The organism is Phytobacter cepae (genome assembly GCF_054165735.1).
Genome location: NZ_CM135107.1, coordinates 3104355 through 3126907 on the forward strand (window position 1 = coordinate 3104355; position 22553 = coordinate 3126907).

Consider the following 22553-nt stretch of genomic DNA (forward strand, 5'->3'; position numbering starts at 1 on the left):
AAAAAATCCGAGAAATCAATTTACTAGTGGTTGACTGGCACCGCCTCGACGGCAAAGTCGTTCGCAGTTGCGCGTTTCATAACCTGATCTTAATCCGAAAAAAATGAAATGCAGACTGTTTCCCATTACAGCTTACCGCTTGCCCACCAGGATTAACGGCCTTAAATGTGGCAACGAAATGGCAAGTAATGATGAAAAAAAAGACATTGTGGATTAATCAAATTAAGGGGTTATGCATCTGTCTGGTGGTCATTTACCACTCGGTTATCACCTTTTATCCCCACCTGGACACCTTTGCGACACCCTGGTCGCAAACGCTCTCAAAGTGCTGGATTTACTTCAATCTCTACCTCGCACCGTTTCGCATGCCGGTATTCTTTTTCATCTCCGGCTTCTTAATCCGTCGTTATATCGCTGATGTGCCCTGGCGAGAGACGCTGGATAAACGTATCTGGCAGATATTTTATGTGCTGGCACTGTGGGGCATTCTGCAATGGCTGGCATTGAGTCAGATTAACGCCTGGCTCGCGCCCGAGCGCGACCTGAGTCATGCCGCTAACGCGGCTTATGCCGATAGTTTTAGTGCATTCTTGCACGGCATGCTCACCGCCAGCACCAGTCTCTGGTATCTGTATGCGCTGGTGGTTTATTTCATCGTCTGTAAATTCACAAAACGCTGGTCTCACGCCGCATTGGCGGTCATGGCGCTCATGAGCATTGCGATTAACTTCCTGCCGCTGCCGTGGTGGGGAATGAACAGCGTATTACGCAATATGATTTATTACAGCCTGGGCGCCTGGTATGGCGCGACCCTCATGGAAGGGGTGAAAACCCTGGCCTGGCGCCGTTATCTGCTGATTATCGTTCCGGCATTGATGACTGCCATCGTCTTATGGTTCCTGAATATTCCTCTGTTGCTGAGCCTGTTTTCAATCGTGGGTATCCTGCGCCTGTTTTACGCCATTGAGGCCCGCTTTGGTGCCAGTGAAACCTCGCTGTTTAATATTGTCGGCACGAATACCCTCGCCATCTACACGACGCACCGCATTCTGATTGAGGCGTTCAGTCTGTCGCTGCTCGCTCCGCTTAACGCAGGGCGCTTGCCGCCGATGGCAGAACTGGCACTGCTGCTGACCTACCCCTTCCTGAGCCTGGTGGTCTGCATACTGGCAGGGCTCGGGGTGCGTAAACTGTCTGCGCTGCTGTTTGCCGATCTGTTTTTCACCCCGCCCGCAAAACTGCGCCCCGCGGCATCAATCCGTTAAGGCAATGCGTTAAGGTTGGCGAATAAAGCACAATCGCGGATAATAAAGGGATTGCGTATCAGTGATATGCCCCCATAACAGGGGCATACTTTTAAGAGATCCTGACACTATCTATGCCTGAACAATATCGTTATTCCCTGCCCGTGAAGGCTGGCGACCACCGTCAGCTTGGCGAACTGACTGGCTCCGCTTGTGCAACAGAGGTCGCTGAAATTGTCGCGCGCCATCATGGCCCGGTGGTACTGATTGCCCCGGATATGCAAAATGCCCTGCGCCTTCAGGATGAAGTCGCCCAGTTCACTCAGAACAGGGTCATCAACCTTGCTGACTGGGAAACGCTGCCCTACGACAGTTTCTCCCCCCACCAGGAAATCATTTCATCGCGCCTCTCCACCCTCTATCAGTTGCCCACGCTGCAACAGGGTGTGCTGATTGTCTCGGTGAATACCCTGATGCAACGCGTCTGTCCGCACAGCTATTTGCATGGCCATGCGCTGATCATGAAAAAAGGGCAACGCCTGTCACGGGATGCGCTACGCACCCAGCTCGACAGCGCAGGCTATCGTCATGTTGATCAGGTGATGGAACACGGTGAATATGCAACCCGTGGCGCACTGCTGGATCTCTTCCCGATGGGCAGCGCTCAGCCTTATCGTCTCGATTTCTTTGACGATGAAATCGACAGCCTGCGCCTGTTTGATGCCGACACCCAGCGGACGCTGGAGGAAGTAGAGGCCATTAATCTGCTGCCCGCGCACGAATTTCCGACGGATAAAACCGCCATTGAGCTTTTCAGAAGCCAGTGGCGCGATAAGTTCGATGTTAAACGTGACGCTGAACATATCTATCAGCAGGTCAGCAAAGGGACGTTACCCACCGGCATAGAGTACTGGCAGCCGCTGTTCTTTAGTGAACCGCTGCCCGCCCTGTTTAGCTATTTCCCGGCCAATACGCTGCTGGTTAACACCGGCAACCTTGAAGCCAGCGCCGAACGCTTTAGCCAGGAAATTCAGGCCCGCTTCGAAAACCGTGGCGTTGACCCAATGCGCCCCCTGCTGCCCCCGGAACAACTGTGGCTACGTGCAGAGGCGCTGTTTTCCGAACTGAAGCGTTGGCCGCGCGTGCAGTTAAAAACGGAACATCTGGCAGAGAAAGCCGCGCATACCAATCTTGGTTATCAGACGCTGCCGGACCTTGCCGTGCAGGCGCAGAATAAATCACCGCTGGATAACCTGCGCAAATTCCTTGAATCCTTTACCGGGCCGGTGATTTTCTCGGTCGAGAGTGAGGGGCGGCGGGAAGCGCTGGGAGAACTGCTGGCGCGTATTAAAGTCTCGCCGAAACCCATCCTGCAGCTCGATGACGCCCAGGATGCGGGGCGCTACCTGATGATAGGCGCGGCGGAGCATGGCTTTGTCGATACGCTACGCAACCGGGCGCTGATTTGCGAAAGCGATTTGCTCGGAGAACGCGTTGCCCGCCGCCGCCAGGACAGCCGCCGCACCATCAACCCGGATACTCTGATTCGTAACCTGGCGGAGCTGCATCCAGGCCAGCCGGTGGTGCATCTGGAGCACGGCGTGGGACGCTATGCCGGGATGACCACACTGGAAGCGGGCGGCATCAAAGGCGAGTACCTGATGCTGACCTACGCCGGCGACGCCAAATTATACGTACCGGTCTCGTCGTTGCACCTTATTAGTCGTTACGCGGGCGGTGCTGAAGAGAACGCCCCGCTGCATAAACTGGGCAGTGATGCCTGGTCGCGTGCGCGGCAGAAAGCGGCAGAAAAAGTGCGTGATGTGGCGGCGGAACTGCTCGATATCTACGCCCAGCGTGCGGCAAAAGCGGGCTTCGCTTTCAAACACGACCGTGAGCAGTACCAGCTTTTCTGCGACAGCTTCCCGTTCGAAACCACCGTCGACCAGGCGCAGGCGATCAATGCCGTGCTGAGCGATATGTGTCAGCCACTGGCGATGGACCGACTGGTATGTGGCGACGTTGGCTTTGGTAAAACCGAAGTGGCCATGCGTGCGGCTTTCCTGGCGGTTGAAAACAACAAGCAGGTTGCCGTGCTGGTGCCAACGACGCTGCTGGCACAACAGCATTTTGAGAACTTCCGCGATCGCTTTGCTAACTGGCCGGTGCGCATTGAAATGCTCTCCCGCTTCCGTAGCGCCAAAGAGCAGGCGCTTATTCTCGAACAGGCGGCCGAAGGGAAGATCGACATTCTGATTGGCACCCATAAGCTATTGCAAAGCGATGTGAAGCTCAAAGATTTAGGCCTTCTGGTGGTCGATGAAGAGCACCGTTTCGGCGTGCGTCATAAAGAACGGATCAAAGCGATGCGTGCGGATGTCGATATTCTGACGCTCACCGCAACACCGATTCCGCGCACGCTGAACATGGCGATGAGCGGCATGCGTGATCTATCAATTATCGCCACCCCGCCTGCCCGACGTCTGGCGGTAAAAACCTTCGTTCGCCAGTATGACAACCTGGTGGTGCGCGAGGCGATTCTGCGTGAAGTGTTACGTGGCGGTCAGGTCTATTACCTGTATAACGACGTGGAAAATATTCAGAAAGCCGCCGACAGACTGGCGGAGCTGGTGCCGGAAGCGCGCATCGCAATCGGGCACGGGCAGATGCGCGAACGCGAACTGGAACGGGTAATGAATGACTTCCACCATCAGCGCTTTAACGTGCTGGTGTGCACCACCATTATCGAAACCGGTATTGATATCCCGACGGCCAACACCATCATTATCGAGCGGGCGGATCACTTCGGTCTCGCGCAGCTACATCAGTTACGCGGACGCGTAGGGCGCTCGCACCATCAGGCCTATGCCTGGCTGCTGACCCCGCACCCGAAAGCCATGTCCACCGATGCACAAAAACGTCTGGAGGCTATCGCCTCGCTGGAAGATCTCGGTGCCGGTTTTGCACTCGCCACGCACGATCTGGAGATTCGTGGTGCCGGCGAACTCCTTGGGGAAGATCAGAGCGGTTCGATGGAAACCATCGGCTTCTCGCTTTATATGGAACTGCTGGAAAGCGCTGTCGATGCGCTGAAAGCGGGGCGCGAGCCGTCACTGGAAGATCTCACCAGTCAGCAGACGGAAGTCGAACTGCGTATGCCTTCGCTGTTGCCGGATGATTTTATCCCGGATGTGAACACTCGCCTCTCCTTCTACAAGCGCATCGCCAGTGCCAAATCCGAAAATGAGCTCGACGAGATCAAAGTGGAACTGATTGACCGTTTTGGTCTGCTTCCCGACGCGGCCCGGACGTTACTGGACGTGGCCCGCTTACGTCAACAGGCGCAAAAGCTGGGTATTCGTAAGCTGGAAGGCAATGAAAAAGGCGGTAGCATCGAATTTAACGAGAAGAACCATGTCAATCCGGCGTGGCTGATTGGTCTGCTACAGAAGCAGCCGCAGCATTTCCGCCTGGATGGGCCGACCCGTCTGAAGTTCTTCCAGGAACTCACCGATCGCAAAACCCGGATGGACTGGGTGCGCAACTTTATGCTGCAACTGGAGCAGAACGCGGTGGCATAACTCCCGCTCGGGTCGGAAACAGGCCGACCCGATCTTCATCCCCTGAAATATTTACAAACACTTTGCACACATCCGGTACTTCCCGACACTTCCCCCGACCATAATTCCATTACACAGATCTATCAATATAACCTTATGATTAGCATGGATTATAATTATGAGACACAATTCGCGTTTTTTGCTCTGGGCGATGCTGATTTCTGCGCTGCTGGTGCTTCCCGCCCGAGCCAATACCTGGCCCCTCCCCCCTTCTGGTAGCCGGGTCGTTGGCGAAAATCGTTATCACGTGGTCGAGAACGACGGCGGGTCGCTTGAGGCTATTGCCAAAAAATATAATGTCGGTTTTCTGGCGTTACTGCAGGCTAACCCTGGCGTTGACGCCTACGTTCCGCGTGCCGGAAGCGTACTGACCATCCCACTCCAGACGTTATTACCCGATGCGCCCCGGCAGGGCATCGTGATTAATCTGGCGGAACTGCGCCTTTACTACTATCCCCCAGGAAAGAACGAAGTCACCGTCTATCCTATTGGCATCGGTCAACTGGATAGCGACACTCTTACGCCCACCATGGTCACCACCGTATCTGACAAACGTGCCAATCCGACCTGGACACCGACTGCCAACATTCGCGCCCGCTATAAAGCGCAGGGCATCGATTTGCCTGCCGTGGTGCCAGCAGGGCCGGACAACCCTATGGGTCACCATGCCATTCGGCTTGCCGCTTACGGCGGAGTCTATTTGATTCACGGCACCAACGCGGACTTCGGTATTGGTATGCGCGTTAGCTCTGGCTGTATCCGCCTGCGTGATAATGACATTCAGGCGTTGTTCAATGTGATTACGCCGGGCACCCGGGTTAACATCATCAATACGCCGATTAAAGCGTCTGTCGAGCCTGATGGGCGGCGCCTGGTGGAAGTCCATCAGCCTTTATCAAAATCCATTGATGACGATCCTAAACGTCTGCCTATTATTCTGAATTCCGCCATGCAAACGTTCCGGGATTCACCCAACGCTGAAGCCGATGTGTTTGATCACGCCATCGAAATTCGCTCGGGCATGCCGGTCGATATCACCCGGCATGAAGCCCTGGTCCCCCACTCGCTTTGAGCCAAAAAAAAAAGCCCCGTCAGAGACGGGGCTTTCAGGGGCAATAAAGAGAGAGTTAACTCGCTGCGATTATTTGTAAAGCACTGCTGTACCGTGCAGTTTGTCTGAACCGGTAACAGAGGTAATACGGTATGAACTGGCACCGGAAGCTTCAGCTTTTTGCGCCAGTTGGTTTTCCAGCGAAGAGAGGTTAGACCCTGCGGTGGCAGCAACGGTACCGATTTCCTGCTGGCCTGCCGGAGAAGCCTGCACCTGAACGGCGGCAAAGCTGGCAAATGAAAGTGAACTCAGGATAGCGGCAGCAAACAGTGTTTTTACGTTTTTCATGATAGAGGTCTCTTAGCAGATGATTAAGGAGGTCGTTAACGTTTAATTAGTTAACGATCGATAATCAAATGATAAGTGTGATCCATGTCACTCGTCAACGTATTTTTATAATGAATGTTATTTAAATAGATAAAACTATAAATATCATAAAGATAGGATTTATTAATTTGTGCTATTTGTCGCTGGCGTCTTGAGGTGATTATTTTTATAATGACTGTTCAACAAACCAACAAGGTTGAACGGCCTATGACCAGTGAAGTCAGCAGTTGTGTAAAAAAAAGCCGTGGCCGACCGAAAGTGTTCGACAGGGAAGCGGCGCTCGATAAAGCCATGACGCTATTCTGGCAGCATGGCTATGAAGCCACATCATTATCCGACCTCGTCGAAGCGACAGGCGCGAAAGCCCCTACGCTTTATGCGGAGTTCACCAATAAAGAAGGATTGTTTCGCGCGGTGCTTGATCGTTACATCGCCCGCTTTGCCGCACAGCACGAGGCGCAGTTGCTCTGTGAGGACAAGCCGGTGGCCCAGGCGCTGGAAGACTACTTTACGGCTGTTGCGACCTGCTTCACCAGTAAAGAGACGCCGGGAGGCTGTTTTTTAATTAATACCTCAGCCACCCTCGCCGCTTCCTCTCACGCGATAGCCGAGACCCTTAAAACGCGCCATGCCCAGCAGGAACGCCTGTTACAGCAGTTTCTTGAGCTCCGCCAGCAACGCGGCGAAATTCCGCGCGCAATCAACACCCAGGATGTCGCTGAATTTCTAAGCTGCGTTCTTCAGGGAATGTCCATCAGCGCCCGGGAAGGGGCGGGTTGCGACAAATTGCTACAGGTGGTGCGCACCACGCTGCGCTTGTGGCCGACGTTGATAACCGGATAACCCTCACTTTACATTCCCATCCGTTATCGTTTTCACCTATTACATTAATAGGTGAAAACATCATGCCCGCTTTCCCACCCTGCTAAGATTAATGTGATTATTGCATTGCTAACGATTTTCTGGGCAACTAAAACGATTATTGTCATGACGACATTTAAAATGGACCCGATTGCTTCAACTTTATCGAAGGCGTTGAGCGCATTCACTGACTGGACACATGCAGAAGGAAATACGACGATGATTTTGCTATTACCATTCCTCAAAGTGCTAATAGTAATTACATTATTATTTGGTCTGTGGGTCTTATGGGGCGGTTCGTTACTCTTCGCTTTTCTCTCCATTATCATCACCGGCGTCTTGTTAATACGTCAGCAGGATTTAATTTAATGCCCACAAGGCCTTACCTGGTAAGGCCTTTTCCATAAAAAAGGCCCCTCAGCCTGAGCAATTGAGGAGCCAATAGGTACAGTACTGCTATTTTAGGCTTTGTTATTCAAAACAAGCTGGCCGTTTCCATCAAGCGGGATCTGGGTGCCTGGGTCATTATTCATCCGAATTTTGCCCTGCTGATCGCCAATTTTATAGGTGACGTCATACCCCAGCATTTTCTCTGACTTATCATAGACGGTGCTACAGCGCTGCTGGGTGGTGGTATAGGTATCACGCGCCTGCATTTCGCCCTGAACCTGGTTACCTGCATAGCCCCCGCCTAACGCACCGACGACGGTTGCGACATCTTTACCGCGGCCACCACCAAACTGATGACCAATCACCCCGCCGGCTACCGCGCCGAGAACTGAACCGGTTAGACGATTTTCATCCTGCACCGGACGGCGATGGGTCACTGTGACGTTACGGCATTCCTTACGTGGGGTCTTAATCGATTCTTTAATTGGCGTGGCGGAAATGACCTGCGCATACTGAGGCCCACGGTCAAACACATTCATACTTGCTACCGCAGCGACACCCAGCGCAGCGGCCACGCCAATACCGATACCCGCTAACATTGATTTATTCACAGGATTTCCTCCCCTGGTTTGCTATTAGTAACAATTCTGCAACCACGTCAGGGCGAAGCCAATCGGAAAGGGCGGAAAAAGGGAGGATTGTAGAGGAAACAACCGGGATTCGGAGTTATCCGAGCACAAGTGACCTTGCGGGAGTGAAGAATCACTGCTCTCCCGCAAACGGAGCGAGAGAGCAGTGATGAGGTTTAGTGCAGTTTCAAACGCGGGCGGATAACACGGTTAATGCTACCCACGACCATCATCAGGCCGGTTTTGAAATAGCCGTGCAGAGCGACCTGGTGCATACGGTACAGCGAGATATAGACAAAGCGCGCAATGCGCCCTTCCACCATCATCGAACCGCGCATCAGGTTACCCATCAAGCTCCCCACGGTCGAGAAGTTCGACAGTGAAACCAGTGAGCCGTGATCTTTATACACATAGGCCTTGAGTGGCTTGCCTTTGCTCTGCGCCAGTATATTGTGCAGCGCAAGGCTTGCCATCTGGTGAGCAGCCTGAGCACGCGGAGGGACAAAGCCGCCTTCCGGACGCGCGCAGGACGCACAGTCACCAATGGCGTAAATGTCCGGATCGCGGGTTGTTTGTAACGTGGGTTCAACCACCAACTGATTGATACGGTTGGTTTCGAGCCCGCCAATCTCTTTCATAAAGTCTGGCGCTTTAATACCCGCCGCCCATACCATCAGGTCAGCTTTGATGTACTCGCCGTCTTTAGTATGCAAACCGCCTTCGTCGGCACTGGTGACCATTGTTTGCGTCAGAACACGCACGCCCATTTTGGTCAGCTCATTGTGCGCAGCCCCGGAAATACGCGGCGGCAACGCTGGCAGAATACGTTCACCGGCTTCGACCAACGTCACGTTCAGCGCTTCGTTGGTTAACCCTTTGTAGCCATAGCTGTGCAGCTGCTTAACGGCGTTATGCAACTCTGCAGAGAGTTCAACACCGGTTGCCCCGCCGCCGACAATCGCAATGTTCACCTTGCCATTCGCGCCAAGGTTCGCAGAGTATTTCAGGAACAGGTTCAACATTTCCTGGTGGAAACGACGCGCCTGATGCGGGTTATCGAGGAAAATACAGTGCTCTTTCACGCCAGGCGTATTGAAGTCATTGGAGGTACTGCCCAGCGCCATGACCAGGGTGTCATAGGCCAGTTTGCGCTCCGGGACCAGAAGTTCACCCTTCTCGTCACGCAGTTCCGCCAGCGTGAGCGTCCTGGTTTCACGATTGATATCAACCACTGACCCTAACTGGAACTGGAAGTGATGATTGCGCGCGTGTGCCAGATAGCTCAGCGCATCGACGCCTTCGTCGAGGGACCCCGTCGCCACTTCATGCAGTAACGGTTTCCATAAATGACTATGATTTCGATCGACCAGCGTAATCTTTGCTTTCTTGCCCCGGCCCAGTTTCTTGCCAAGCTGGGTTGCCAGTTCAAGCCCGCCAGCACCACCGCCAACAATCACAATCTTTTTTAATGGTGTAGTCAACTTGACCCCCTCAAATTATTAACCAATTGTTAATTAAAAGTTATATAAATAACACTTAATTAACAACAAGTTACAAGCTCAAATCCCGGTTGTTGCAATGAGAATACCATGTTCGGTGCATTGGTCATACCAAAATTGATATACATCAAGTTTTCATGCATAAAAGATGAACAAGTGTAGTTGGTGGGCTTGAAAGATGAGGATAAAACGCGGAAGAAATGAAGAGATTAGGATAATAAGAGATAAAGAAAAGCCCGGCATGACCGGGCGCAGAGCTTAACCGAGCGCTTTAAACGCTTTAATACGTTGTAAATGCGGTGAGATGCTTTTGAATTTATGCGACTGCGTTTCGTCCCATACCACTTCGTAGTAGTGGTGCAGCACATCCGATGAACGCTGGCTATCCAGCGCTTCATCATTACGGGAGAGAATGGCCAGGCACCGGTCGCGATTTTTTTCACGAAAATTGGTCACGCACTTGGTCGCGATATCCACGTACTCTTCCGGCCTGTCGATCTTCCCTTCCATGTTTTCAAAGGGGAACAGGTTCGGGTTGAACATCACCTGGCGAATATCACATAAGAAGCCAATACGCTCTGCCCAAAAACCGCCCAAACCCACACCGCATATCAATGGCCGGTCGTCCACATTCAGTTGCAACATCTTGTCGACTTCTTTCAGCAGATGCTGCATGTCATGTTTGGGATGCCGTGTGCTGTAGCTGATTAGCCGAACGTCCGGATCAATGAACTGCAGTTGCAGCACTTTTTCGTGATTACCGGGACTGTTAGAGTCAAAACCGTGCAAATAGATGATCACTGTACCTCACCTCTGGGCCAACGCCCCATCCGTTAAAGGTTATTGAGCCGCCCTGAAGGCCTGCCAGCGCGCGTGAAGGTCTTCCAGTTCACGGTTGGCGGCTTTCCAGCGTGATGAACTCAACAATTCCTGACGAGAAAAAGAACCTTTATGATACAAATTCGTAACACGCTCTGCTTTGATCGGCGACAGGTTATCTAACACACTGACGGCACCTTTTCGATTATTGCAGACCAGGATCATATCGCAACCCGCATCCAGCGAGGCTTGTCCACGTTCGGCATAACTGCCCATAATGGCCGCCCCCTCCATCGACAAATCATCAGAGAAAATCACGCCATCAAAGCCCAGTTCGCCGCGTAATACGGTCTTTAACCAGTAAGGCGAACCGCTGGCCGGACGGGGATCTGCATCGCTGTATATCACGTGGGCAGGCATCACGGCATCGAGTTTGCCCTGCTCAATCAACGTACGGAATACCGCCATGTCTTTGTGACGAATCTCAGCCAGCGAGCGTAAGTCCTGTGGCGTCTCTTTATGAGAATCCGCGGTGACGGCGCCGTGCCCCGGGAAGTGTTTGCCCGTGGTTTTCATACCCGCCTGGTGCATGCCATCAATAAAATGGGTAGCCATCTCTAACGCTTTTACCGGATCCTCATGATAAGCACGCTCTCCAATCGCGGCGCTGATGTGTCCGACATCGAGTACGGGCGCGAAGCTGATATCAATATCCATGGCAATCATCTCACTGGCCATTAACCAGCCCGCCTCTTTTGCTACCCGTCCACCTTCTTCCTGACCCAAAAGTGCAGCAAAAGATTGTGCCGCAGGCAGTCGGGTGAATCCTTCACGAAATCGCTGCACGCGCCCGCCTTCCTGATCGACCGCCACCACCAGACGATGATGAGAGGCGGCGCGGATCTGACGCACCAATTCCCGTAATTGCTCAGGATCGTGATAATTGCGGGTAAACAGAATCAATCCCCCGACCAGCGGATGCGCCAGAATTTCGCGCTCTTCCGCATCCAGTTCAAAACCCTGCACATCTAACATCACCGGACCCACACTGACCTCTCTTTTCCTTTGAAACTTAGCTGCCGCCATATCGCGTCCGCTAAGGTAATAAATTGACGATCGCCAGTCTGCTGCCAGCGAGATTCGTACCAGCCCACCATCAGCATCGCTATCCACGGTTTCCAGCGCCTGACCTGACGACGTAAGGTCTCAGGATCGATTGCCGCCCGCGTTGCATAGGCCGCCACCAGCCTGTCGCGCTGAGCCTCTGTTTCCGTCCAGACGCTTGCCAGTTCCATTGCAACGTCGCCATCGCCGGCATATTCCCAGTCAATCAGCCGAAGCCCATTCGCACCGTGCACCAGATTGCCAGCATGGATGTCCATATGCAAAGGTGCCATGCGCAGCGGTCGCGGCTCTCCCTGTCGCCGCAGCGCTTGTAGCTGTCTGAGCCACAACACCGTACGTCGGGAGGGGGAACATTCCAGCCAGTACCGCTCAAGTAAAGGAAGCAGTGAAATACGCCAGCCGAACAGGGGCTGATGGTGCAACCTGTTTAATAAGTCCACAAGCGGGATGATATCAGGTAAGGTCTCTTTTACTTCTCCGGTAATAAACTCGACCGCCATCCAGTCGCCAAGCCAGTGTGACGGCCTGGGCCCAAGGTCATCAGGCACGCTTTTCAGGGCCCGATACTGGCGTAGAAAGGGAGAAGAGGTAGCCTGATGCCGCTGACGCAGCACCAGGGAATGACGACCGTCACTAATAAGACAGCTCCCGCCGCTCAGACCCGTTAACTGGGCCGCAGCAGGCGCATAATGGGGGAAATAGCGTGACAATATTTCGTCACGCGTCAGTTTATTGCTGTTGAACTGCACCTTTACCCGACCAGATGATTTCACCGGTTTGCACCAGCATCAGTTGCATTTGCAGACCCGGTGCCGTGGCGCTGCCGTTGGCACTGGAGTAGAGCACGTACTGAGCGCCAACATTACGGGCGATCCCAATGGCTTTGCTGCGCGTTCCCAGGCTGTCCTGCGGTGACAGTCCCAGCTGCTGTTTAGCGACACTGAGCTGTTGCGGGGTCACCAGGGTGAATTTACCATTGTTCGCCAGCGCATTACGTAAGACTTCCGTTGCTTCACCGGTGTTGATCGATCCGTTGGTACGGTTGTTCACACTGTCTACCAGCAATACGCTACCCGCTCCTGCCCCGCTGGCCTGCAACATTTTCCCCACCATCGGTTGAACCGCGCTACTCCAGTCATAATGACGTTCGCGTGGCGCGGGCGCAGTCGTCTCGTCCGGATGCTCAATCGGGCCTGGCTGCTGCGGGAAGGTTGGCACCGTAGGGACCGGGGTTACCGGCTGCTGTGGCTGCTCTGGTACCGGCTGCTGCGGCTGCGGATTCGCTTGATCCACCGGTGCGGGCTCCTGCTCGCCGCGCATGATACAGCCTGAGAGAATAAGGGCTACCGTTGTAAGCAGCGCGTAACGTCCTAATGATTTAATCAATGTTCACCCCTTACAAATAGAGATAAAGTCTGACCTTATGCGCGCCAAGAAAATTAGCGCTGCCGTAAAGCGTGACTGAAGAATGTGCCGGAATAGTGACACGGCGTGGTGTTTCCAGTGGATGCATTTCAAGGCCACGGACGTCATACCAGTAGAAACGATAGTTAATCGTCACCGGCTGCCCGCGCTCGTTGAAAAGACGGGATGAGGCAGAAGGCTGAATATCTTGCGTATTCAGTTTAGGTTCTTCAGCGGTAATGCCTGCAGCCAGCACGGTTGATTCCATGACCAGGGTCTGATCGTTTGCCACCGGAATCGCCGGGCGCGAGGAACACCCCACTGCCGACATTGCCAGCAGCAACACCACCACGCGTCCATTTAGCATATTATGGGCCTTTATGTGCCAGCATTGGCCCCAGTGGACGACCACCGACCAGATGCATGTGGATATGCCAGACTTCCTGGCCGCCATGGCGGTTACAGTTCATGATTAAACGGTAGCCGTCTTCAGCAATACCTTCCTCACGCGCAATTTTAGCCGCCACGGTCATCATGCGACCCAGCGCCTGCTCGTGCGCCTCAGTCACATCATTCGCCGTAGGAATAAGAATATTAGGCACAATCAGTACATGTGTCGGTGCCTGCGGCGAGATATCACGAAATGCCGTGACAAGTTCATCCTGATAGACGATATCCGACGGAATTTCGCGACGGATAATTTTACTGAAAATGGTTTCTTCGGCCATGATGGTTTCCTTTTTATTCGCGAGGGTTATGCCTCTTTGCTGTGTATGCCTTCAGCACCCGACGACGCAGACGTAAGTATGAGCGAGATTCTTCAACTCTTTCAACTATAACGCTCTTTTTCTTCATTATTTCCTGAGCGCTGGTGACGGAATGCCCGATACCTCCGTTTCCCTATACTAAAACACTATTTCAGTCACCAATCTTACATCTGTTTACATCGTCATTTCGAATGCGTATATTTCGCATTTGCATTTTCATGCGCGTTTATTCCCTAAAAAGAGACGACAGACCCGGCGGCGACAACGTATCGCAGTCAGGACACCTCCGCTAACACACCATTAAGGGTTAATAATGTCTTTCACTACTCACGCCCAGGAAGAGCAGCGTAAATTTGCGTGCGCACCTTCTCTGCTGGCGATGTCCATTGCATTCGCCTTAGTCCCGGCGACGAGCTTCGCGGCTACCGGGGCTGAAGATACCGTTGTTGTTGACGGGAGCGGGCTGCAAACCGATACCAGCCAGGATCAGGATTACAGTGTTAAAACCACGACAACGGGGACTAAACTGCTTTTGGTCCCGCGTGATATCCCACAGTCGGTGAGCGTTATCAGCCAGCAACGTATGCAGGATCAGGAACTGAATACGATAGAAGATGTTCTGGCGAATACGACAGGCGTTAGCGCGGCGCGTATCGACAGCTCACGTACTAACTTCTATGCGCGTGGCTTCTTCATTAGCAATTTCGCCTACGAAGATATGCCTACCTTCCTGGATAACCGCTGGAACTTTAACGATACCGCGGGTGATACGGCGATTTTCGATAAGATTGAAGTGGTGCGGGGTGCGGCGGGTCTGATGAGCGGCACCGGTAACCCCTCTGCTTACGTCAATATGGTGCGTAAACACGCTGACAGCAAAGAATTTAAAGGCAACGTTTCTGCCACCTATGGTAGCTGGGATAAGCAGCGTTACGTTCTTGATCTTCAGGCCCCGTTGACCGAATCCGGCGCCGTACGTGGCCGTGTCATTGCAGGCTATCAGGACAATGACTCCTGGCTTGAACGTAACCATTATCGCAAGAAATTTGTCTCTGGCATCATTGATACGGATATCACTGACTCAACGACCCTGTCTCTGGGCTATGACTACCAGGAAAGTGAAGACGACAGCCCGACCTGGGGTGGTTTCCCTTCTCTCTATAGCGATGGCAGCAAAACCCATTTCCGTCGCGGCTTCAACACCGCGGCAGACTGGGCTTATTCCAACACCGATTCAACGAAAATCTTCGCTAACCTGACGCAGCGCTTTGATAACGGCTGGGAAGCTAAAGTCAACGCGATGCATGCAGAAACCAACTTCGATAGCAAACTGATGTACATCGACGGCTATCCGGACAAGACCACCGGTCTGTACGATTCTGCGGCATTCCAGGGGGCCTGGGGCGGATGGAACCGGGGTGAGCGTAAGCAGGACTCGGTGGATGCTTTCGTGCGCGGTGGTTACGATCTGTTAGGTCGACAGCATGAGATTATGTTTGGCGGCAGCTATAGCCGTCAGCGTAACAACTATGACAATTCTTACCCGGTGAACGATAACTACGGGCTGATGGACGTGGGTAATATTCATCAGTACAACGGTAATACGCTGGCCGATCCGCAGTGGTCTGACTGGGCGCTATACCAGCGCGATATTATTCGTCAGAAATCACTTTACACTGCCACCCGCCTGTCACTGGCGGATCCGCTGCACCTGATCCTCGGCGCGCGCTGGACCGAATGGAGCGCGAAGTACAATCTCGAGCGTAAACCGGACGAAATTCGTAACGCCAAAGCGGATAAAGTCACCCCCTATGCTGGCCTTGTGTATGACATTGATGATACCTGGTCTGCATACGCCAGCTATACCTCCATCTTCCAGCCAAGCGGGCAGCGCGACGCTAACAGCGAATTCCTCGATCCGACCACCGGTAAGAGCTACGAAGCCGGGGTGAAAGCTGACTGGTTCAATACTCGCCTGACCGCAAGCCTGGCCGTATTCCGTACCGAGCAGGATAATGTGGCGGTCAATACCGGTGTCGCGATACCGAACTCTGGCGGACAAACCGCTTATAAATCTGTAGACGGTACCGTAAGTAAAGGGATTGAATTTGAACTGAACGGCGCGCTCACCGATAACTGGCAACTGACCTTTGGCGCCAGCCGTTATATCGCTGAAGATGGCGACGGCGTCGCGGTGAACCCGGATCAACCGCGAACCACCGCTAAACTGTTCACCCGCTACCAGCTGCCAATGCTGCCTGAACTGGCGGTCGGTGGAGGTGTGCGCTGGCAGAATAAAACCTGGCAGGATCTCGATAACGGCCCGAACGGCGTTTCGCGCATCAGTCAAGATGGCTACACCGTGGTTGACCTCTTCACTCGCTATCAGGTCACCAAAACGTTCTCGGTGCAGGGCAATATCAATAACCTGTTCGATAAAGAGTACTACGATTACCTCGGCAGCTACGGCGTCTACGGCGCGCCGCGTAACTTCTCTATCAGCGCCAACTACAGTTTCTAAGTATAAGCGATCGCGAAGGGAGCCAGAGGGCTCCCTTTTTTTATGGCCGCTAATCCGGGTTTGGGTATGTTCTCCGCACTGCCCATGCTTGACCTTGTCTCAAGCAGGTATCCATACGGCAACGGTAGCCCCTTCTCGTCAGGTACAGGCAATAAAAAAGGCAGCCTTGCGGCTGCCTCAGTCTCCCCAGACTTTATGGCTTAGTGGCTACGGATGTAGTCATCCATTTCGGTTTTCAGGTTATCGGATTTGGTACCGAAGATTGCCTGAACACCAGAACCAGCAACCACCACCCCTGCCGCGCCCAATTTTTTCAGGCCCGGCTGGTCTACTTTAGCCACATCGGCCACGCTCACACGCAGACGAGTGATACAAGCATCGAGGTTGGTGATGTTCTCTTTGCCACCGAAAGCAGCAACCAGAGCCGGTGCCATTTCGCTTGTTGCCGTTGCTTTCGCATCTTCTGACGCGTCTTCACGACCCGGTGTTTTCAGATCCAGCGCTTTAATCAGCACACGGAACACGGTGTAGTAGACCGCGGCGTAGCACAGACCGACAATCGGGAACAGCCAGATTTTGCTGGCGTTACCGCTCAGGACCACAAAGTCGATCAGACCGTGAGAGAAGGACGTACCGTCACGCATACCCAGCAGGATACAGATCGGGAAGGCCAGACCAGCCAGTACCGCATGGATTGCATACAGAATCGGCGCAACGAACATGAAGGAGAACTCGATCGGCTCGGTAATACCGGTCAGGAACGAGGTCAACGCTGCGGAGATCATGATGCCGCCCACTTTCGCACGGTTCTCTGGTTTAGCAGAGTGCCAGATTGCAATCGCTGCAGCCGGCAGGCCGTACATTTTGAACAGGAAGCCACCAGACAATTTGCCTGCAGTCGGGTCACCCGCCATATAACGTGGGATATCGCCGTGGAAGACCTGACCTGCTGCGTTGGTGAATTCACCAATCTGCATCTGGAAAGGAACGTTCCAGATATGGTGCAGACCGAACGGTACCAGGCAGCGTTCAATGAAGCCATAGATACCGAACGCGACAACCGGGTTCTGGTATGCAGCCCACTGAGAGAAGGTCTGGATAGCCGTACCGATTGGAGGCCAGATAAAGGACAGAACCACGCCGAAGATGATAGCCGTCATACCGGAAATGATCGGTACGAAGCGCTTGCCAGCGAAGAAGCCCAGATACTCAGGCAGCTTAATACGGTAGAAACGGTTGAACATGTAGGCTGCAATCGCACCCGCGATGATACCGCCGAGAACACCGGTATCCGCCAGGTGTTTCGCCGCGATTTCTTCAGCAGGTAAATGCAGCACCAGCGGTGCAACCACAGCCATGGTTTTCACCATGATGCCGTAGGCTACGACAGCAGCAAGACCGGAAACGCCGTCGTTATTGGTGAAGCCCAGTGCAACACCGATAGCGAAAATCAGTGGCATGTTGGCAAAAACGGAACCGCCCGCTTCGGCCATAACATGAGAAACCACTTCTGGCAGCCAGCTGAAGTTTGCAGAACCGACGCCCAGCAGGATACCTGCGATCGGGAGTACGGATACTGGCAGCATCAGCGATTTACCGACCTTCTGCAGGTTAGCAAATGCATTCTTAAACATAATTGAGAGTGCTCCTGAGTATTTGTGCTTTTTTTACGCTTTTTGCGCATTGGCACGGGGGGAGAACCGTGCCGTGGACAGGACATCTAAGTGCCCTTTATTTATTACACAGAGTAAAATAAATAAGCTTTTGTTTGTTTGACGGGTATCACGTTTCAGCTAGCGTCCGTCTTAAAACTTTCATAGATTTACAAAAATCATTACTGAATATGTCAATAAGAGCATTCACCGCCCTTTTTATGGCGGTGAACTTTACTCTGAATGTCTATTAATTACGAGGACTAAAATAAGCTGGGAATTCAGGCAGATTGCAGGCGGATGGGGTCGATATGGAACAAGGTCGCAAAGTTTTCAGTGGTTTGTTGCGCCAGTTGTTCGACCGAAACGCCTTTTAAAACCGCCATGTATTCAGCCACATCTCTGACGTAAGCGGGCTGGTTCTCTTTTCCACGATGAGGAACCGGAGCCAGATAGGGCGAATCCGTTTCCACTAACAGACGATCCAGAGGAACATAGCGCGCAGCATCGCGCAGCTGTTCCGCATTACGAAACGTGACGATGCCCGAAAAGGAGATATAGAAGCCCATATCGAGCAGCGCTTTTGCCGTTTCTCTGTCCTCAGTAAAACAGTGTAGTACGCCACCGCATTCTGAGACCTTCTCCTCACGTAATATCGCGAGCGTATCAACACGCGCATCACGGGTATGCACGATCACTGGCTTACTTAATTCGCGACCAATACGAATGTGGTGGCGAAAAGAGTCCTGCTGACGGACTTTGGTTTCCGGTGTGTAGAAGTAATCCAGACCGGTTTCGCCCATCGCAACGACACCGGGTTCAGCAGCCATACGCCGTAAATCTTCTACATCATATGTTTCATCCTGATTAAGCGGATGCACACCGCAGGAAAAAACCACATCGTTACGCTCGCCCACCAGCTCGCGCATGCCACGATAACCCGGCAGCGTCGTTGCCACGGCGAGGAAAAATTTTACATCGCGGGCAGCCGCTTTACTCAGCGCGTCGTTAACATCAGTGTGCAAGGTCTGATAATCAAGCCCATCAAGATGGCAGTGTGAATCAACTAAAAACATAATCTCTCTTTCTTAAAGATGCGATGAAGGTAGCGTGGCACCAGGTTGCAGGTAACGCTCAACGCGCAGTAACAGATCCGTCAAAAGCAGTTCACGGTTAACCCCTACAACCGTGAGCAACTGCTCGCGGCAGGCCACCAGTGCGTTCAATAAGGCATGCAGACGGCCTGAGGACAGCTGATTCGCCAGTTGGTGAACGAGACCCGTTGCATCCATGTTGGTCAACAGCGTCGTCCGCTGCTGCACTTTTAATGCATCAAGCAGCAATGATCCCAACCAGTGTAGACGTTCGGCAACCTGCTCGTGATTCAGCACCGCAAGCAGTGAAAGCCAGTCACCGCTTTTCAGGCTCTGCTCAAATGCCTGGCAAAGCGTCTGGCGATAGGTCTGATGTTCTGACTGCAGTAGCGCCAGCGCAGCGCCAGGGGCTCCGCCACAAAGGCGCAGTGCCGTGATGATACTGTCGTGGGAGGCTGACACCTCTCGCCCCAACCATGCGCTGGCATAATTCTCAGCAGGCGGCGACAGATGATGCAAACGGCATCGACTGCGTAATGTCGCCAGCAGGCGCGCGGGTTCACGGCAGCCGAGGAAAAACCAGGTCTCCACGGGCGGCTCTTCCAGCGTTTTAAGGAGCGCATTGGCTGCCGCATCCGTCAGCAAGGTGGCATCCGGGATCCACACAACCTTCGCGCCCCCCAGTCGGGAGCGCTCATAGAGCTTTTCACTGACTTCACGTACCGCATCAATACCCAGCGTAGCTTTGCCTTTTTCCGGGGAGAGGAGGTAATAATCCGGATGAGTGCCCGCCTGCATCAACTGGCAGCCTTTACAGTGACCGCAGCTTTTTTGCTGTTCCGGCTGCTGGCATAGCAGGAAACGGCAGAGTGCATAGATGAGCGCATCATCGCCCATCCCCGCTAAAGCATGGACCAGTAACGCATGGTGCCCACGTCCAACCTGATAACTGGCAACCAGTTGTTCATAGTCAGGGCGCAACCATGGATACCATTTCATGCGCCCTGCTCCTGCACCCATGTCGTGACCGTCTGGCGAATTGACGCGATAACATCGTCCAGCGATTGCGTCGCATCAATGGTGCGAATGCGCGCGTCCTGGGAGGCCAGTTCGCGGTAGCGGGCACGCGTGCGGTTGAAGAAGTCGAGGGACTCCTGCTCAATACGATCGAGCTCGCCGCGGGCACGCGCGCGCTTCAGGCCCACTTCCGGCGTCACGTCCAGGTAGAGGGTTAAATCCGGTCGGAAGTCGCCCAATACGGCATCACGTAGGGTAGCAAGCATCGTTTTATCAATACCACGTCCCCCACCCTGATAAGCCTGCGTTGAAAGATCGTGTCGATCGCCAATCACCCAGCAACCGCGAGCCAGCGCTGGTTTAATAACGGTCTCCACCAGTTGAACACGTGCCGCATAAAACATCAGCACTTCGGCTTTATCGGTAATAATTTCATCGCCAACGGCGCGAATATCCAGTACCAGGCTGCGGAGTTTCTCGGCCAGTTGCGTGCCACCCGGTTCACGGGTGAAGGCAATATCCTCTACGCCGAGCTCGCGCAGTGTTTCAACCACCACATCACGCGCGGTCGTTTTGCCTGCACCTTCCAGACCTTCAATGACAATGTATTTACTGCCCATTTTTTTCCTTAAGCACTTTCAGGTAGTCCTGTACTGATTTGTTATGGCTGGTGAGATTGGTATTGAAGGTGTGTCCTCCTTTACCATCTGCCACGAAATAGAGATACGGTGTCTTCGCCGGGTGTGCAGCCGCATTAAGCGACGCCTCGCCGGGCGTGGCAATAGGACCCGGCGGTAATCCGCTAATCACATAGGTGTTGTAGTCTGTCGGACTTTCGAGGTCATTACGCGTCAGCTTTCCATTATAACGCGACCCCATGCCGTAGATCACCGTAGGATCCGTTTGCAGGCGCATGCCAATACGCAGACGGTTGATAAATACCGAGGCAACCTGATCGCGTTCGCTGGCGACGGCGGTCTCTTTTTCAATGATTGAGGCCATGGTGAGCATCTGGTTTTTATCTTTATAGGGCAATCCGTCAATCCGCCCTTCCCATGCCCGATCAACGGCCCGTACCATTTTCTGATGGGCACGCTTGAGCAGAGCAATATCCGTGGTATTGGCGGTATACATCCAGGTGTCAGGCCAGAACCAGCCTTCAACCCAGTCGGGGTGTTCGAAATTGAGTGCGGCGGCAACGGTGGCGTAGTCGTCGTCTTTAAGCGTATGTTTGATCCAGGGGGCAGTACGTAGCTGTGTCAGATAATCGCTTAGACGCATACCTTCAACAAAACGCAGCGGGAATTGGGCTTCTTTGCCACTTTCCAGCAATTCAAGCATCTCGCGCACGGTCATGTCCGGCGTCAATCGATAGGTGCCCGCTTTAAAATGGGACAAATTCGGCTCAACACGTAACAACCACTGGAATACACGTGGCCGATTGATAATTTTTTCACTGTAAAGCTGTTCGCCTAAGGCAGTGCGCCCGGTGCCAGCTTCCAGTGCAAAAATCGTCTCTTCTTTAATCAAGAGTTGACTGTTTGCTAACTGGCGGACCTTCCAGAGTCCTGCTCCTGCGGCGATGCCCATCACCAGCAGCAGAATGAATATAACGCGTAGCATTTTTTTCATGACGATATCGGATGCTCACAAAGAGGGGCTAAATAGTGGTACATCTCGCGGGATGACCAGTGCTTATCATCCCATTGACGGACCGGGATTAGGGGCATCAGGGCGTTACAGACGACAACTTCATCTGCGGCGTGCAGTGCCTGCGCCATGGCATTCACTTCGATAACGCGGTACTCAGATGCAGCCAGCCGATCCAGACAAAACTGACGCATGATGCCGTTCACCCCTGCCTGGTCAACCCGCGGGGTAAAGACATCGCGGCCCTGACGCCAGAAAATATTAGCGGCACAGCATTCCGTAACCCACCCTTCACTGTCAAGAACCAGCGCCTCGTCAGCGTCAGTTTGCTCAAGATAGCGACGGATCATCACCTGCTCCAGACGATTCAAATGCTTAATGCCTGCCAGCAACGGATTCCTTCCCAACCGAACCGGGCTTAACGCGAGCGTAATGCCCTCTTCCCGCCATTGGGCGTAATGGGCCGGATAAGGCGAAATGCTCACGATACGGGCAGGCGCCTGACAGGTCGCACCCGAATAACCCCGCCCGCCTGCTCCACGGCTGATAATGACCTTCAACACTCCAGTCGTCTGGTGTTCTGCCAGTTGACGCATCTCCGTTTCCAGCGCGGACCATTGGGTAAACGGAATGAAAAGGGCTTCACAGGCTCGCTTCAACCGGGTGAGATGCTGGGGCATGAAATGAATATTACCGTTCAGGATACGGGCCGTGGTAAAGCAGCCATCGCCAAACTGTACCGCCCGATCGTTTGCCGGAAGAAAATTCTGTTCGAGGCCATTAATCAAGAACATAGCGGCTCCTTTTGCATGGGCAGGTAGTT

Annotated in this window: 21 protein-coding genes; 6 read left to right on the forward strand and 15 right to left on the reverse strand. The window is 53.3% G+C overall.

The features are described 5' to 3' along the window. Window positions 1–191 precede the first annotated feature (191 nt). The 3 genes from ACUY4Q_RS14620 (at window position 192) to ldtC (ending at window position 5936) form a co-directional block, all read left to right on the forward strand. Entirely contained in the window at window positions 192–1265 is a 1074-nt protein-coding gene (locus ACUY4Q_RS14620; protein ID WP_458047347.1) for an acyltransferase family protein, read from the forward strand. A 113-nt stretch (window positions 1266–1378) separates the two neighbouring features. Continuing rightward, window positions 1379–4825 (forward strand): transcription-repair coupling factor, encoded by a 3447-nt coding sequence (mfd, locus tag ACUY4Q_RS14625; protein ID WP_458043472.1) that lies wholly within the window; start codon window positions 1379–1381, stop codon window positions 4823–4825. Window positions 4826–4976: 151 nt separating this feature from the next. After that, complete coding sequence (ldtC, locus tag ACUY4Q_RS14630) at window positions 4977–5936, forward strand: L,D-transpeptidase LdtC (RefSeq protein ID WP_458047348.1); 960 nt, start codon at window positions 4977–4979, stop codon at window positions 5934–5936. A 69-nt stretch (window positions 5937–6005) separates the two neighbouring features. Here the strand turns inward: ldtC and bhsA are convergent, their stop codons facing one another. Next, window positions 6006–6263, reverse strand: a complete 258-nt coding sequence (gene bhsA, locus ACUY4Q_RS14635) for a multiple stress resistance protein BhsA (protein ID WP_458043473.1) — start codon at window positions 6261–6263, stop codon at window positions 6006–6008. A gap of 246 nt (window positions 6264–6509) precedes the next feature. Here bhsA and ACUY4Q_RS14640 point away from each other — a divergent pair, with 246 nt between their 5' ends. Together ACUY4Q_RS14640 and ACUY4Q_RS14645 are read left to right on the forward strand one after the other, a co-directional pair. Beyond that, window positions 6510–7145, forward strand: coding sequence for a TetR/AcrR family transcriptional regulator (locus ACUY4Q_RS14640; RefSeq protein WP_458047349.1), 636 nt, complete (start codon window positions 6510–6512; stop codon window positions 7143–7145). A 144-nt stretch (window positions 7146–7289) separates the two neighbouring features. Continuing rightward, the gene (locus ACUY4Q_RS14645) at window positions 7290–7532 is read left to right on the forward strand and encodes a hypothetical protein (RefSeq protein ID WP_458043474.1); all 243 of its coding nucleotides are present in this window, start codon (window positions 7290–7292) and stop codon (window positions 7530–7532) included. Window positions 7533–7624: 92 nt separating this feature from the next. Here the strand turns inward: ACUY4Q_RS14645 and ACUY4Q_RS14650 are convergent, their stop codons facing one another. From ACUY4Q_RS14650 to hinT, 8 genes are all read right to left on the reverse strand, one after another. Further along, window positions 7625–8164: a glycine zipper 2TM domain-containing protein gene (locus ACUY4Q_RS14650; RefSeq protein ID WP_458043475.1), complete on the reverse strand. Its 540-nt coding sequence runs from the start codon at window positions 8162–8164 to the stop codon at window positions 7625–7627. A 194-nt stretch (window positions 8165–8358) separates the two neighbouring features. Continuing rightward, window positions 8359–9663: an NAD(P)/FAD-dependent oxidoreductase gene (locus tag ACUY4Q_RS14655; protein WP_458043476.1), complete on the reverse strand. Its 1305-nt coding sequence runs from the start codon at window positions 9661–9663 to the stop codon at window positions 8359–8361. Between the two features lie 276 nt (window positions 9664–9939). Further along, window positions 9940–10482 (reverse strand): alpha/beta hydrolase YcfP, encoded by a 543-nt coding sequence (ycfP, locus tag ACUY4Q_RS14660; RefSeq protein ID WP_458043477.1) that lies wholly within the window; start codon window positions 10480–10482, stop codon window positions 9940–9942. Between the two features lie 39 nt (window positions 10483–10521). Continuing rightward, a complete protein-coding gene (gene nagZ, locus ACUY4Q_RS14665; RefSeq protein WP_458047350.1) occupies window positions 10522–11547 on the reverse strand; it encodes a beta-N-acetylhexosaminidase in 1026 nt (341 codons plus the stop codon). Beyond that, window positions 11535–12374: a thiamine kinase gene (gene thiK, locus ACUY4Q_RS14670; protein ID WP_458047351.1), complete on the reverse strand. Its 840-nt coding sequence runs from the start codon at window positions 12372–12374 to the stop codon at window positions 11535–11537. The genes nagZ and thiK overlap by 13 nt, the downstream gene beginning before the upstream one ends. After that, complete coding sequence (gene lpoB / locus ACUY4Q_RS14675) at window positions 12355–13011, reverse strand: penicillin-binding protein activator LpoB (RefSeq protein ID WP_458043478.1); 657 nt, start codon at window positions 13009–13011, stop codon at window positions 12355–12357. Before lpoB ends, thiK begins: the two co-directional genes overlap by 20 nt. 10 nt (window positions 13012–13021) lie before the next feature. Further along, window positions 13022–13396, reverse strand: coding sequence for a YcfL family putative periplasmic lipoprotein (locus tag ACUY4Q_RS14680; RefSeq protein WP_458043479.1), 375 nt, complete (start codon window positions 13394–13396; stop codon window positions 13022–13024). A gap of 1 nt (window position 13397) precedes the next feature. Then, window positions 13398–13757 carry a purine nucleoside phosphoramidase gene (gene hinT, locus ACUY4Q_RS14685; protein WP_458043480.1) on the reverse strand — a complete coding sequence of 120 codons (360 nt, stop codon included), beginning with the start codon at window positions 13755–13757 and terminating at the stop codon, window positions 13398–13400. Between the two features lie 352 nt (window positions 13758–14109). Here hinT and fhuE point away from each other — a divergent pair, with 352 nt between their 5' ends. Beyond that, the gene (fhuE, locus tag ACUY4Q_RS14690; RefSeq protein ID WP_458043481.1) at window positions 14110–16317 is read left to right on the forward strand and encodes a ferric-rhodotorulic acid/ferric-coprogen receptor FhuE; all 2208 of its coding nucleotides are present in this window, start codon (window positions 14110–14112) and stop codon (window positions 16315–16317) included. Window positions 16318–16517: 200 nt separating this feature from the next. Here the strand turns inward: fhuE and ptsG are convergent, their stop codons facing one another. The 6 genes from ptsG to pabC all read right to left on the reverse strand — a co-directional run bounded on the left by ptsG (window position 16518) and on the right by pabC (window position 22524). Continuing rightward, window positions 16518–17951, reverse strand: coding sequence for a PTS glucose transporter subunit IIBC (ptsG, locus tag ACUY4Q_RS14695; RefSeq protein ID WP_458043482.1), 1434 nt, complete (start codon window positions 17949–17951; stop codon window positions 16518–16520). A 299-nt stretch (window positions 17952–18250) separates the two neighbouring features. Continuing rightward, window positions 18251–19045 carry a metal-dependent hydrolase gene (locus ACUY4Q_RS14700; RefSeq protein ID WP_458043483.1) on the reverse strand — a complete coding sequence of 265 codons (795 nt, stop codon included), beginning with the start codon at window positions 19043–19045 and terminating at the stop codon, window positions 18251–18253. Window positions 19046–19057: 12 nt separating this feature from the next. After that, a complete protein-coding gene (holB, locus tag ACUY4Q_RS14705; RefSeq protein ID WP_458043484.1) occupies window positions 19058–20062 on the reverse strand; it encodes a DNA polymerase III subunit delta' in 1005 nt (334 codons plus the stop codon). Beyond that, window positions 20059–20700 carry a dTMP kinase gene (gene tmk / locus ACUY4Q_RS14710; protein ID WP_458043485.1) on the reverse strand — a complete coding sequence of 214 codons (642 nt, stop codon included), beginning with the start codon at window positions 20698–20700 and terminating at the stop codon, window positions 20059–20061. Before tmk ends, holB begins: the two co-directional genes overlap by 4 nt. Continuing rightward, window positions 20690–21712: a cell division protein YceG gene (yceG, locus tag ACUY4Q_RS14715; RefSeq protein WP_458043486.1), complete on the reverse strand. Its 1023-nt coding sequence runs from the start codon at window positions 21710–21712 to the stop codon at window positions 20690–20692. The genes tmk and yceG overlap by 11 nt, the downstream gene beginning before the upstream one ends. After that, window positions 21709–22524 carry an aminodeoxychorismate lyase gene (gene pabC / locus ACUY4Q_RS14720; protein WP_458043487.1) on the reverse strand — a complete coding sequence of 272 codons (816 nt, stop codon included), beginning with the start codon at window positions 22522–22524 and terminating at the stop codon, window positions 21709–21711. The genes yceG and pabC overlap by 4 nt, the downstream gene beginning before the upstream one ends. Window positions 22525–22553 lie beyond the last annotated feature (29 nt).

Bases quoted from the DNA above. Each gene is read 5' to 3' on its own strand.
- ACUY4Q_RS14620 (WP_458047347.1), top strand. From the start codon at position 192: ATGAAAAAAAAGACATTGTGGATTAATCAAATTAAGGGGTTATGCATC.
- mfd (WP_458043472.1), top strand. From the start codon at position 1,379: ATGCCTGAACAATATCGTTATTCCCTGCCCGTGAAGGCTGGCGACCAC.
- bhsA (WP_458043473.1), bottom strand. From the start codon at position 6,263: ATGAAAAACGTAAAAACACTGTTTGCTGCCGCTATCCTGAGTTCACTT.
- ACUY4Q_RS14640 (WP_458047349.1), top strand. From the start codon at position 6,510: ATGACCAGTGAAGTCAGCAGTTGTGTAAAAAAAAGCCGTGGCCGACCG.
- ACUY4Q_RS14645 (WP_458043474.1), top strand. From the start codon at position 7,290: ATGACGACATTTAAAATGGACCCGATTGCTTCAACTTTATCGAAGGCG.
- ACUY4Q_RS14680 (WP_458043479.1), bottom strand. From the start codon at position 13,396: ATGCTAAATGGACGCGTGGTGGTGTTGCTGCTGGCAATGTCGGCAGTG.
- hinT (WP_458043480.1), bottom strand. From the start codon at position 13,757: ATGGCCGAAGAAACCATTTTCAGTAAAATTATCCGTCGCGAAATTCCG.
- fhuE (WP_458043481.1), top strand. From the start codon at position 14,110: ATGTCTTTCACTACTCACGCCCAGGAAGAGCAGCGTAAATTTGCGTGC.
- ptsG (WP_458043482.1), bottom strand. From the start codon at position 17,951: ATGTTTAAGAATGCATTTGCTAACCTGCAGAAGGTCGGTAAATCGCTG.
- ACUY4Q_RS14700 (WP_458043483.1), bottom strand. From the start codon at position 19,045: ATGTTTTTAGTTGATTCACACTGCCATCTTGATGGGCTTGATTATCAG.
- holB (WP_458043484.1), bottom strand. From the start codon at position 20,062: ATGAAATGGTATCCATGGTTGCGCCCTGACTATGAACAACTGGTTGCC.
- tmk (WP_458043485.1), bottom strand. From the start codon at position 20,700: ATGGGCAGTAAATACATTGTCATTGAAGGTCTGGAAGGTGCAGGCAAA.
- yceG (WP_458043486.1), bottom strand. From the start codon at position 21,712: ATGAAAAAAATGCTACGCGTTATATTCATTCTGCTGCTGGTGATGGGC.
- pabC (WP_458043487.1), bottom strand. From the start codon at position 22,524: ATGTTCTTGATTAATGGCCTCGAACAGAATTTTCTTCCGGCAAACGAT.